The 12100-nt window shown below is 42.2% G+C and carries 11 protein-coding genes; 7 read left to right on the forward strand and 4 right to left on the reverse strand.

The window, feature by feature from the left end; genetic code table 11:
* The first annotated feature begins 263 nt into the window (after positions 1 to 263).
* The 6 genes from rfaQ (at position 264) to OGW44_RS07175 (ending at position 6588) form a co-directional block, all read left to right on the forward strand.
* On the forward strand, positions 264 to 1334 hold the full coding sequence (rfaQ, locus tag OGW44_RS07150; protein WP_181626787.1) for a lipopolysaccharide core heptosyltransferase RfaQ: 1071 nt from the start codon (positions 264 to 266) through the stop codon (positions 1332 to 1334).
* Complete coding sequence (locus tag OGW44_RS07155; RefSeq protein ID WP_185654907.1) at positions 1331 to 2455, forward strand: glycosyltransferase family 4 protein; 1125 nt, start codon at positions 1331 to 1333, stop codon at positions 2453 to 2455. Before rfaQ ends, OGW44_RS07155 begins: the two co-directional genes overlap by 4 nt.
* The gene (rfaP, locus tag OGW44_RS07160) at positions 2448 to 3245 is read left to right on the forward strand and encodes a lipopolysaccharide core heptose(I) kinase RfaP (RefSeq protein WP_019078045.1); all 798 of its coding nucleotides are present in this window, start codon (positions 2448 to 2450) and stop codon (positions 3243 to 3245) included. The genes OGW44_RS07155 and rfaP overlap by 8 nt, the downstream gene beginning before the upstream one ends.
* 74 nt (positions 3246 to 3319) lie before the next feature.
* Entirely contained in the window at positions 3320 to 4330 is a 1011-nt protein-coding gene (gene waaO, locus OGW44_RS07165; RefSeq protein ID WP_185654952.1) for a lipopolysaccharide 3-alpha-galactosyltransferase, read from the forward strand.
* A gap of 90 nt (positions 4331 to 4420) precedes the next feature.
* Positions 4421 to 5434, forward strand: coding sequence for a glycosyltransferase family 8 protein (locus OGW44_RS07170; protein ID WP_185654908.1), 1014 nt, complete (start codon positions 4421 to 4423; stop codon positions 5432 to 5434).
* Positions 5435 to 5445: 11 nt separating this feature from the next.
* Positions 5446 to 6588 (forward strand): lipopolysaccharide N-acetylglucosaminyltransferase, encoded by a 1143-nt coding sequence (locus OGW44_RS07175; RefSeq protein ID WP_185654909.1) that lies wholly within the window; start codon positions 5446 to 5448, stop codon positions 6586 to 6588.
* Positions 6589 to 6624: 36 nt separating this feature from the next.
* Here OGW44_RS07175 and rfaL read toward each other — a convergent pair whose 3' ends face one another.
* The 4 genes from rfaL to rfaD are packed head-to-tail and all read right to left on the reverse strand — an operon-like array spanning position 6625 to position 10810.
* The gene (gene rfaL, locus OGW44_RS07180) at positions 6625 to 7833 is read right to left on the reverse strand and encodes an O-antigen ligase RfaL (protein ID WP_019078049.1); all 1209 of its coding nucleotides are present in this window, start codon (positions 7831 to 7833) and stop codon (positions 6625 to 6627) included.
* 14 nt (positions 7834 to 7847) lie between these two features.
* Positions 7848 to 8825 (reverse strand): lipopolysaccharide heptosyltransferase RfaC, encoded by a 978-nt coding sequence (rfaC, locus tag OGW44_RS07185; protein ID WP_019078050.1) that lies wholly within the window; start codon positions 8823 to 8825, stop codon positions 7848 to 7850.
* A 3-nt stretch (positions 8826 to 8828) separates the two neighbouring features.
* Positions 8829 to 9875, reverse strand: coding sequence for an ADP-heptose--LPS heptosyltransferase RfaF (gene rfaF / locus OGW44_RS07190; RefSeq protein WP_185654910.1), 1047 nt, complete (start codon positions 9873 to 9875; stop codon positions 8829 to 8831).
* A gap of 2 nt (positions 9876 to 9877) precedes the next feature.
* On the reverse strand, positions 9878 to 10810 hold the full coding sequence (gene rfaD, locus OGW44_RS07195) for an ADP-glyceromanno-heptose 6-epimerase (protein WP_003827312.1): 933 nt from the start codon (positions 10808 to 10810) through the stop codon (positions 9878 to 9880).
* Between the two features lie 278 nt (positions 10811 to 11088).
* Between rfaD and yibB the strand changes: the two genes are divergently transcribed.
* On the forward strand, positions 11089 to 11946 hold the full coding sequence (yibB, locus tag OGW44_RS07200) for a protein YibB (protein WP_185654953.1): 858 nt from the start codon (positions 11089 to 11091) through the stop codon (positions 11944 to 11946).
* Positions 11947 to 12100: the final 154 nt, after the last annotated feature.

The raw sequence follows: 12100 nt of genomic DNA on the forward strand, positions 1-12100 counted from the left end.
ACGTTTTCTGTTGATATTTTCCGGTTTAGTCGAGATAGAGGGCTAAAAATCAAAAGGTCTGAACATCTTAATTCATTGATTTATATGTTTTAAAATCATTGGCTGTGCAAGAATTATTCGAGTCGGAACATGGAGAAAGAAGTGATACACTAGCGCGTAAAAAATCAGTGCGATATCAGTAATCAGGTAGCTGTTGAGCCTGGGGCGGTAGCGTGCTTTTTTCTGCTTAACTTTACCGGACACTCACGATAAAAGAGCCGCTTGTGGATAAGCCAATTAATAGAATTCTGGTCATAAAAATGCGTTTTCACGGAGATATGTTGTTAACAACTCCGGTCATTAGTACGCTAAAGCAGAACTATCCTGATGCGAAAATCGACGTGCTTCTCTATCAGGATACCATCCCAATTTTGTCGGAAAACCCAGAAATTAATGCCCTTTATGGTATTAAAAATAAAAAGGCAAAAGTAACTGATAAAATTACTAATTTTCTGCACCTGATCGGAACGTTGCGCGCAAATGGGTATGATTTAGTTGTAAACCTTACCGATCAGTGGATGGTTGCGATACTGATGCGGCTACTGAACGCGCCAATCAAAATCTCTCAAGATTATGCACATCGGCAATCTTCTTTTTGGAAAAATAGTTTTACATGTCTGGCCCCGCTTAGCGGTGAAAATGTGGTGGAAAGCAATCTGTCTGTGCTGGCCCCGTTGAAACTTAAATCGACTGTTACGCATACAACAATGAGCTATCCTCCGGATAGCTGGGAACGTATGCGCACAGAATTAAATCGGGCTGGGGTTGGTGATGAATATGTTGTAATTCAACCAACGGCACGCCAACGCTTCAAGTGCTGGAATAACGAAAAGTTTTCACAGGTAATTGACGCCTTACACCAGCGTGGTTTGGAGGTAGTTATGACCTCAGGCCCAGGCGAAGACGATCTGGCTTGCGTGAATGAAATTGCACAAGGTTGCAAAGAAAAGCCCGTTACTGCGCTGGCGGGAAAGATGAGCTTCCCCGAGCTAGGAGCGGTTATCGATCATGCGCAGTTGTTTATTGGGGTGGACTCTGCTCCGGGACACATTGCTGCTGCGGTTGATACACCATTGATATGCCTGTTTGGCGCAACGGATCATAATTTTTGGCGACCATGGTCAAAGCAGATGATTCAATTTTGGGCTGGTGATTATCGTCCGATGCCTCCACGCGAGCAGCGCGATCGCAATGAAATGTATCTTTCGGTGATTCCCGCTGACGATGTTATTGCTGCTATCGATAAATTATTACCGGGTAGACTTGTGCCGCCACAAGCGGGGAGTCCCGTATGATTGTTGCTTTCTGTTTGTATAAATACTTCCCATTCGGTGGGTTACAGCGTGATTTTATGCGCATTGCGCAAACTGTAGCGGCACGTGGTCACCATGTTCGTGTCTATGCGCAGTCCTGGGAAGGTGAGTGTCCTGACGTTTTTGAATTGGTTCTTGTACCGGTCAAGTCCCGGACAAACCATGGTCGCAATGCGGAGTATTATTCCTGGGTCCAGGCACATTTACTTCAGCACCCTGTCGATCGGGTAGTTGGTTTTAATAAAATGCCAGGGCTGGATCTCTACTATGCTGCTGACGTTTGCTATGCCGAGAAAGTGGCACAAGAAAAAGGTTTCCTCTATCGGTTAACTTCACGATATCGGCACTATGCAGCGTTTGAACGCGCGACGTTTGAGCAGGGTAAACCGACGCAACTATTAATGCTAACTGATAAGCAGATTGCTGATTTTCAGAAACACTATCAGACAGAAGCTCAACGATTTCATATTCTTCCTCCAGGGATTTATCCAGACAGGAAGTATAGCCAGCAGATTCCGAATAGCCGTGAAGTTTATCGCCAGAAAAACGGTATAACAGAGCAACAAAATCTATTATTGCAGGTAGGTTCTGATTTCACTCGTAAAGGTGTGGATCGTTCAATACGTGCACTGGCCTCGTTACCAGAAACGCTTCGAACTAATACGCTACTGTATGTTGTTGGACAAGACAGACCGAGAAAATTTGAGGCGCTGGCGGAAAAACTTGGCGTACGCAGTAATGTCCATTTCTACTCTGGCCGTAATGATGTTGCAGAATTAATGGCAGCGGCTGATATATTGATGCATCCAGCTTATCAGGAGGCGGCAGGTATTGTTTTACTAGAAGCAATCACTGCCGGGCTGCCGGTGTTGACCACAGCCGTATGCGGTTACGCGCATTATATTGTTGATGCTAATTGTGGTATGGCAATTACAGAACCATTCCGGCAAGAAACGCTGAATGAAGCCTTACGTAAAGCGCTAGTAGAGCCTTCATTGTGTTTGGAATGGAGGGCAAATGCACGACACTATGCGGATACGCAAGATTTATACAGCCTACCGGAGAAAGCTGCTGATATGATTACGGGTGGTTTAGATGGTTGAATTAAAAGAACCGTTAGCCACACTATGGCGCGGGAAAGATGCATTTGAAGAAGTTAAAAATTTACAAGGTGAAGTATTCAGAGAACTGGAGACTCGCCGTACTCTACGATTTGAACTAACGGGTAAAAGCTATTTTTTAAAATGGCACAGAGGCACTTCTCTGAAAGAGATTGTTAAAAACCTACTTTCATTACGCATGCCAGTATTGGGTGCTGATAGAGAATGGAATGCCATTCATCGCCTGAGTCAGTTAGGTGTGGATACAATGACAGGCGTGGGATTTGGTGAGAAAGGGTTGAATCCACTGACTAAAACCTCGTTTATTATTACTGAGGATCTCACACCAACTATCAGCTTAGAAGATTACTGTGCTGATTGGGCCACAAATTCTCCCGATGTGAAAGTGAAGCGTATAATTATTGATCGTGTTGCCACCATGGTGCGTAAGATGCATGCTGGAGGAATCAATCATCGCGATTGCTATATTTGCCACTTTTTATTACATCTGCCTTTTTCAGGGCATGAGGACGATCTCAAGATTTCAGTGATTGATTTGCACCGTGCTCAGATTCGGTCGACTGTTCCCCGACGCTGGCGCGATAAGGACTTAATCGGTCTCTATTTTTCGTCCATGAACATTGGATTAACCCAGCGTGATATTTATAGATTTCTACGCATCTATTGCGAGTTGCCGTTGAAAAGCATCCTAAGTCAGGAGGCTGATTTGTTCAAGGAAGCTCAGGTTAAAGCTAATAAAATACGCGAAAGAACAATCCGTAAATCTCTGTGATTAATTTATCCTGAACTATTTGAAATGCATCATGTGAGAACATGGTCTATTTCTCAAAAATTGGTAAGAGTCAAATGTCTCAATTTAGCGATAAAGAAGTTATCCTTTCTGTTTTTGAGTACGATTTTCGGGAAAATGCTTCTGCAGACTGTTTTAATATCGGTTATGGTATTGACAGGAATTTTTTATTTGGCTGCGGTGTATCAATAGCCTCTGTATTATTGTCGAATAAAAAAATCGATTTCACATTTCATATATTTACTGATTATTTCGATGAGAGTGATAAAGCCAGATTCGCCGATCTTGCTAAACAATATCAATCCTGTATCAAAGTTTACCTAATTGATTGCAATAAATTAAAAGACTTACCTAGTACAAAAAACTGGACTTATGCAACATACTTCCGTTTTGTTATTGCAGATTATTTCTATAATAAAATAGATAAGTTATTATACCTGGATGCCGATATTGCTTGCCAGGGTAGTGTACGAGAACTGGTCGATTATAAGTTTTCCGCAGATGAGATCGCTGTCGTTGTAACGGAAAGAGATTCCGAATGGTGGCATAATCGTTCTGTAACGCTGGCCACTCCAGAATTAATCACCGGATACTTTAATGCTGGATTCTTACTTATCAACATCAATGTATGGCACAGTAATAATATCTCTTCCCGAGCCATTGAAATGTTGCGAGTTCCAGAATGGGTGGAAAGAATAACTCATCTTGATCAAGATGTCCTTAATGTGTTGTTAGCCGGAAAAGTAACTTTTATCAATGGTAAATACAATACACGCTTTAGCATTAATTATGAACTGAAAGATAAAGTAGTCAATCCTGTGAATCATGAAACTGTCTTCATTCATTATGTGGGACCGACAAAACCCTGGCATGAGTGGTCCAACTATCCGGTATCGAAGAGTTTTTTAGTTGCGAAAGAGGCCTCGCCCTGGCATTCAGTAGCGCTTCTCAAACCGACCAATAGCAATCAATTCAGATATTGTGCAAAGCATAAATTTAAACAAGGGTTATACGTTCAGGGACTGTGTAACTACTTTAATTATTATCTGACCAAGTTGAAAGGTTAACTGCTGGCTAAGTATATTGTTAAAATAATCAACGACAATGCATATCTTAGCCTCTGGAAAATATAGCTGAAATAATTAAAGGTAATTAACTTGGACTTCAAAAGATTAACTAACTTCAAAGATATTATTGAGTTAGACAGACGTGTTACACCATGTGATGATCGTGACACTTTTAATATCTCATGGGGAATCGATAAAAATTACCAAACTGGCGCGGCAATTTCTATTGCCTCAATCCTTGAAAATAATAAACAGAGTAATATTGATTTTACTTTTCATATTATTGCGGATTATTTAGATCAAGAATATATTGTACTTTTGACACAATTAGCAGAACAGTATAAAACAGTTATTAAGCTATATCATATTGATTCTGAACCGTTGGTGTCACTACCTAAAACAAATATATGGCCAGTGTCAATATACTATCGCTTGCTTTCATTTGATTATTTTTCTGAACGATTAGATCGACTGCTATATCTTGATGCTGATATTACGTGTAAAGGCTCTTTAGAGGATCTTGCTGCACTGAAATTTGATGGGGAATATGGTGCGGTTGTAGTAGATGTTGATTCAATGCAGGATAAAAGTGCAGAGCGTCTACATAATCCTGAGTTTAAAGGCAACTACTTTAACTCGGGTGTCATGTATATAAACTTGCAGCAATGGCTTAACTCTAATTTAACGAAAAAATTCTTCGAATTATTGTCAGATGAAAGTATAGTTTCCAGAGTAAAATATCCTGACCAGGATATTTTAAATATCATGTTTTTGCATCATGCGGTATTACTACCGAGGAAATATAACTCAATTTATTCATTGAAGTCTGAGTTTGAGATTAAAAATAAAAATTACTATAAATCAGTGATTAATGAAGAGACAGTATTTATTCATTATACTGGTGTAACAAAACCATGGCACGAGTGGGCTGACTATTCCTCAGCACAATTTTTCCGCACAGTATATGAGAAGTCACCATGGAAGAATCAGCCTTATCAAGTTGCAAAACAAAAGCACGAATATAGAGAAGAATATAAACACCTTCTTTATCAAAATAAAATAATTCCAGGCCTGATCGCAGCAATTAAATATAAAACAATGTAATGGTGATCTTTATGATTGATAAAATCATATTTACTGTAACACCTATTTATTCTATTCCACCACGTGGTGCCGCAGCAGTTGAGACCTGGATGTATCAGGTTGCCCAAAGAACCAAATTCCCTAATCGTATTGTCTGTATAAAGAATGAAGGATATTCTGATTATTCTTACGTAAACGAAAAATGTAGTATTCATCGTATTGGATTTAGCTCGGTATATAAGCGTATTTTCCAAAAGTGGACTCGGCTGGATCCGTTACCTTATTCAAAGCGCATACTGAAAGTTGCCGAAAAGTTTGAGATAACCGATCAAAGTGTGATTGTTGTCCATAACAGTATGAAGCTATATCGACAAATTCGTTCGCAAGCTCCTCAGGCTAAAGTTGTGATTCATATGCATAATGCGTTTGAACCTAAGTTGCTTGATAAAAAAGTTAAGATGATCGTACCAAGTTTGTTTTTGAAGAACTATTATCAATCTTATCTTCCTGAAGCTGATATTGTTATTGTGCCTAATGGTATTGACCTGGATATCTATCAATCGTCATATGAATCAATATCAAAAAATAAATTAAGTATTCCCCCTGAAAGCAAGGTGGTATTTTTTGCTGGACGTATAGTCCCTGATAAAGGCGTTCTCTTACTTCTGCAGGCTTTTGAAAAGTTGCTGCATGAGAACAAAAATCTGAAGCTTGTGGTTGTTGGTGATCACATGGAAGTAAGTAAGAACGATAAAGGTGATTATCAGCGTGAAGTTCGGGAAATAGCTGAGCGCCTCAAACCACATTGTATTATGTTAGGTAGTATCTCACCCGAGAAAATGCACTATTACTATCCACTGGCAGATATAGTTGTGATTCCTTCTCAATTTCAGGAGCCATTTTGTATGGTGGCTATTGAGGCTATGGGCGCTGGAAGACCTGTATTAGTCAGTACTCGAGGCGGCATGGTTGAGTTTGTTAAAGATAAAATTACAGGCTATCACCTTACAGAGCCGATGACTGCAGAAACTATTGCTCAGGATATTACCAGGGTAATGGCGGAATGTAGTTTAGCGGATACCGCCCAACGAGGTCAGCAATATGTCTTTGGAAACTATAGTTGGTCTGCGGTTACACAACGGTTTGAAGAGGTTATTTGTAACTGGTTCGAGTGAAAAAAAGGCTACATAAAGTAGCCTTTTTTTACTATTTTATTTATTCTTCAGCGCTAACAGAAAACCTGCAAAAATACCCAACAGATCTAACTCAATCTGCTCAACGTTGCCACGTATAATAAAATAACCGAAAAATGAAAGTAAAATTATTATATAAGCATTGTATGGGGAATAGTAATTCTCCCTAAATGCATGCGTAACACATTCTCTCACAATGCTAGTGTACACCAGTATTAAACCCACAAGTCCAAGTAATCCTGTACCAAACCATACAAAAAGAATAAGGTTGTGTGGTCCAATTGACTCGCGGAATGTCCAGTTTGGATAATCAACAACACGCTTGTTGTATACAGTTTTATAAGCGTTATTACCAAAACCATAACCAATAACTGGATTTTCTAAGATTAGGTCAAACGCACTTCCTTGCGTACCGTTAGTATAGCGATATGAACTGTCAGTTTGCTGCAATTTAAAGGTCAGTTTTTCTGACATATCTTTGTGTGAAAATATAGCTGTCAGAGCAACAATAGCTACGAGGATTCCTACAGTAAGCAATCGCCATTGTTTGTACATGATTATCCATGTAAGAGCAATAATGAATACAGATAACCATGCGCCACGGGACAATGTTCCAAGAATTAAAAAGGTGTATATCGCCCCTAACAACAGGAATAATATACGGTATTTCGCTGATTTAACGAGCCATAGATTCAGAAGCACTGGGAATAAAAACACCATTGCATCTGAAATTCCGCGATGTTGGTAATTAGTAAAAGGCATGATTCCTTGCTGATAGTCCTGATAATAAAGGACAAGTTCTGAAAGGCATCGCAAACTAAGAGCTGTAAGGAACGAGAAGAATATCAACTTTGAAATGGTTTCTTTGCTTTCTTCTCTTAGTAATACAGGGATCGCAATAGTGCATAATAAGACATTTTCAACAACTGAGTTGTTTATCTCTTTCAGGCTAGCTTTTAGTTCAGGAGTGAACACTAAAGAGACGAAGGTAGCGATTACAAGAAATGATACACTTGCAAAAACAAATGTTTTAAAAATAGGAATATAATGTCGAGGATTCTTACATAAATAAACTATCGTTGTGATAGTCATCAGGATGACAATCAAATGTTTATAACGAGTAATACCACCTAAGAAATAGGTGGCGACAAACAGAAATATAAGTCCTCTATTCCAGTTTATCTTCCAGTTTTTTTTCTCATCTAAAAAAAACTTTGTTAAAGCCATCATTTCTCCGACACTTACAGACAATTATTTAAAAAATTGCAATTAATTGATTCTAATACGGTCGAAGAACGCAAGTCTGAAAGATTTTCACTTTCTGAGCGACATGCCACTTGATTCTTCCCATACCCACCAATCAATCCTGGGTCCGTTGGACCGTACAACGTAATATTAGGGCGATCCAGTGCAGCGGTTAAATGACTCAGGCCTGTATCAACCGACACCACAAATTTTGCCCCCGCCAGTACGCGAGCGACCTCTCCCAAAGTCATCCGTGGAAGAACATCAACATAAGAAAAACCATTTGCCAGCCTACGGGCTCGTGCTTCTTCATGAGGAGCACCCCATGGCAGTTTAATACGTATGCCAGCGTTATTTAACAGGCCAATTAGCTCCCGCCAGTTGGCTTCTGGCCAGTGCTTATCATCACGCGTTGTGGCATGCAGAAATACAGCATACTGGCCCGCATCAGCATTACGTTCTTTCAGAAAATGCTGAGCGATAGCGTAATCACCCTGCGACTGGGGCCTGGAATATCCCAGACTTTTGGCGAACAATTCACGCGTACGTTCTACCGCGTGCTGCTGTTTGGCAATGTGATGTTTGCGATTATAAAACAGGCTCGCCAATGGTTCGCGCGCCGTGCTCCAGTCCATACCATGCTTGATGCCACGTGCCAGACGCGTAACCAACGCCGCGCTTTTTACCAGACCCTGCGCATCAATTATCGCGTCATACTGCTGTAAACGCACCGCATCGCGAAAGGCTTTACGCTCGGCTTTAATCGGCGCTGAAAACCAGGCTTTACGCCAGCGGCGGATCGCCACTGGGATCACCCGGTCAACGGCTGCATGCCAGGATGGGATCTGCGCGAAGCCTTCTTCCACTACCCAATCAAATTGAATATCCGGCATGACCTGCTGCGCATCGGTTAATGCCGGTAACGTATGCAGTACATCGCCCATAGACGATGTTTTAACGATCAATACCCGCATCCGTCAGGCTTCCTCTTGTAACAACAGGTCGTTAAGTTCTTCCAGCACGCGCTGGGGTGTGATGTCAATCAGGCTCTGATGATAGCCTTCTGCTGCATCTCCCTTGCGTACTTTGTGATAGCCCGTAATCAAGCGAATTACGCGCGCCTTGTGTGAAAGCGGCGGAGTAAAATCCGGGCTGCTGGGGCCATATAACGCTACCAGAGGTCGATTCAACGCTGCGGCAACGTGCATTAATCCAGAGTCGTTGGTGACCACCGCTTTGCAGGCGGCGAGCAGAATGACGGCCTGCTCCAGCTGTGTTTCGCCCGCCAGATTACGGCACCAGGCCTGCTGATCAACGCTCAGCGTCGCCAGGATCTCATTTCCGGCGTCAAGGTCTTTTGCAGAGCCAAAAAGCACAATCTGATGGCCTTCATCGATCAGTTGCTTCGCCAGGTCTGCGTAGTGGTAATGTGGCCAGCGTTTCGCTGGACCAAATTCCGCACCAGGGCAAAAGCCGATGATGGGGCGTTCGGCAGAAAGGGAAAACTGGCGACAGGTCAGGGACTTTTCACCTTCGCTTACCTGCAACTGCGGCCATAGCAGAGGCTGCGGTAAATCTTTAGCTGACAGCATTACGCCTTTATCATAGGCCAGGGCTACATAGCGTTCGACCATCAGCGGCCAGGCATCTTTATCCAGCACGCGCGCATCGTTTAGCAGGCCGTAGCGCATTTCACCACGCCATCCGGTACGATGGGGAATGCCAGCAAAAAACGGTACCAGCGCGGATTTAAACGAGTTAGGCAGCACATAGGCGCGGTCATAGCGTTTTTCACGCAGGCTATGACCGAGTTTACGCCGCTCGCCGATCTCCAGCGCGCCGTGTCCCAGCGGCATGGCGATAGCTTCGTTAACTTCAGGCATGCGCGACAATAACGGACGGCACCATGCAGGTGCCATCACGTCGATTATCGCCTGGGGATAGCGCGCCTTAAGCGTGCGATAGAGACTTTGCGACATCATCATGTCGCCCACCCAGGACGGGCCTACCACCAAAATTTTCATACTTACGCGTCGCGGTTCAGCCAGGCCATATATTCCGTTACACCTTCAGCAACGGTTTTAAACGGCTTGTCATAGCCCGCAGCACGCAGATTAGTCAGATCGGCCTGGGTAAACGCCTGATAGCGACCTTTCAGTTTTTCCGGGAATGGGATGTACTCAATGCTGCCTTTTTTGTGGTACGCAAGCGTTGCATCGGCAACGGCCTGGAAAGATTCCGCACGACCGGTACCAAGGTTAAAGATGCCGGAAACCCCGTTTTCCAGGAACCACAGGTTCACCGCAGCCACATCGCCTACGTAAACGAAATCACGCTTGAAGTTTTCACTGCCTTCGAACAGTTTTGGTGTTTCGCCATTGTTGAGCTGGGTGTTGAGGTGGAAAGCGACGCTCGCCATACTGCCTTTATGGCCTTCACGCGGTCCGTAGACGTTGAAATAGCGGAAGCCAACAATCTGAGAATTGGCTTCTGGCAGGATCTGACGAACGTACTCGTCGAACAGGAATTTTGAGTAGCCGTAAACGTTCAGCGGTTTCTCATATTCACGGGATTCGATGAAATCAGAAGTGCGGCCGCCGTAGGTGGCGGCAGAGGACGCATACAGGAACGGAATTTCACGCTCCAGGCAGTAGTGCAACAGCTCTTTGGAGTATTGATAGTTGTTATCCATCATATACTTGCCGTCCCACTCGGTAGTGGAGGAGCATGCGCCTTCGTGGAAAATCGCTTCGATATCGCCGAAATCTTCTCCGGCCATAATCTGGATCAGGAAGTCTTCCTTGTCCATGTAGTCAGCAATATTCAGATCCACCAGGTTAACAAACTTGGTGCCATCTTTCAGGTTGTCCACCACAAGGATGTCGGTGATGCCTTTATCATTCAATGACTTGACGATGTTGCTGCCGATAAAGCCCGCGCCGCCGGTAACGATGATCATAAATGTAACCTTCGAATTTTGGAGTCAGAGACAATCTCAGACACTAATGTCTGTAATCATACCATCACATCGGCATCCCTTCAGCCTCTTAAGTAAGATGGTGGGTCGGTAGAAGGCCTATAAACACCAGTATAAGAATGCTTATTTAATGGTTATTAAGTCTATTAAATTAATCTTAAATGTACTTAGTTTTTTTATATCCATCTATGTATATTATATGTACAAAAACAAAAACTATGTGATATAATATTTTTTTTATTAATGGTTTGAAAATGGTTATGAAATCGTCTACCACTATTGTGACAGCATATTTTGATATCGGTAGGGGGGAGTGGACTGTTAATAAAGGCTTCCGTGAAAAACTTTCCCGATCTTCTGATGTCTATTTTGACTACTTCAAACGGTTAGCCGCTTTAGAAAATGATATGGTTATTTTTACTTCGTCTGAGTTTGAGGACAGAGTTGCGGAAATACGCAAAGGTAAGTCCACAAAAATTATAACCATAGATTTAGGTAAAAAATTTAAGCATATTAATAATAAAATAAGACAAATCCAGCAGGATGATACTTTTAAGAGTAAATTAGAGACGCGACAGCTAGGTAACCCTGAGTACTGGTCTCCAGAATATGTGTTGATCAATAATTTAAAAGCATATTTTGTAGTGAAGGCCATAAATGCAGGCTTAGTTAATACTCCGATGGTTGCCTGGGTAGACTTCGGATATTGCCGTAAACCGCAGGTTACTCGCGGATTAAAAGTATGGGACTTCCCTTTTGACCGTAATAAAATGCATCTCTTCACGATTAAAAAGGGTCTGGTTATATCATCCAGAAAACAGGTTTTTGATTTTATGATCGGAAATCATACTTATATTATCGGCGGCGCTATTGTTGGTTCACCAGAGAAATGGAAAGAGTTTTACTCATTAGTCACTGAGTGTCAAAAAGAGACTCTCAGAAATAATATTGTTGATGATGATCAGGGTATTTTTGTCATGTGTTATTACAAGCGCCCTGATCTATTAATGCTTAATTACCTTGGTCGTGGCAAATGGTTCGATCTGTTCCGTGTTTATCGGCGAACCGCTTTAGGTGCAAAACTCCAGGCATTGCGAATTTTTCTCACTCGAAAGTAGTGGCTTGAATGAGATTGAAGGGTTACCTAACCAGATAGAATGCTGCAAAGGCATTCTTCTGCTATTGCTGTTGTTTTTTTATGATTTTTTATAAAATCCAGCCAATTCAATTGGTTGCGATTCAGTGCGTCCAATGAATCCATACGACGGCATC

Origin of the sequence: Citrobacter sp. Cb023, assembly GCF_030336805.1 — a bacterium.
In the GTDB taxonomy this organism is placed as follows: domain Bacteria; phylum Pseudomonadota; class Gammaproteobacteria; order Enterobacterales; family Enterobacteriaceae; genus Citrobacter; species Citrobacter braakii.

Excerpts from the sequence above, each read along its gene's own strand:
- OGW44_RS07155 (WP_185654907.1), top strand. The coding sequence starts at position 1,331 with ATGATTGTTGCTTTCTGTTTGTATAAATACTTCCCATTCGGTGGGTTA.
- rfaP (WP_019078045.1), top strand. The coding sequence starts at position 2,448 with ATGGTTGAATTAAAAGAACCGTTAGCCACACTATGGCGCGGGAAAGAT.
- waaO (WP_185654952.1), top strand. The coding sequence starts at position 3,320 with ATGTCTCAATTTAGCGATAAAGAAGTTATCCTTTCTGTTTTTGAGTAC.
- OGW44_RS07175 (WP_185654909.1), top strand. The coding sequence starts at position 5,446 with ATGATTGATAAAATCATATTTACTGTAACACCTATTTATTCTATTCCA.
- rfaL (WP_019078049.1), bottom strand. The coding sequence starts at position 7,833 with ATGGCTTTAACAAAGTTTTTTTTAGATGAGAAAAAAAACTGGAAGATA.
- rfaC (WP_019078050.1), bottom strand. The coding sequence starts at position 8,825 with ATGCGGGTATTGATCGTTAAAACATCGTCTATGGGCGATGTACTGCAT.
- rfaF (WP_185654910.1), bottom strand. The coding sequence starts at position 9,875 with ATGAAAATTTTGGTGGTAGGCCCGTCCTGGGTGGGCGACATGATGATG.
- rfaD (WP_003827312.1), bottom strand. The coding sequence starts at position 10,810 with ATGATCATCGTTACCGGCGGCGCGGGCTTTATCGGCAGCAACATCGTC.
- yibB (WP_185654953.1), top strand. The coding sequence starts at position 11,089 with ATGAAATCGTCTACCACTATTGTGACAGCATATTTTGATATCGGTAGG.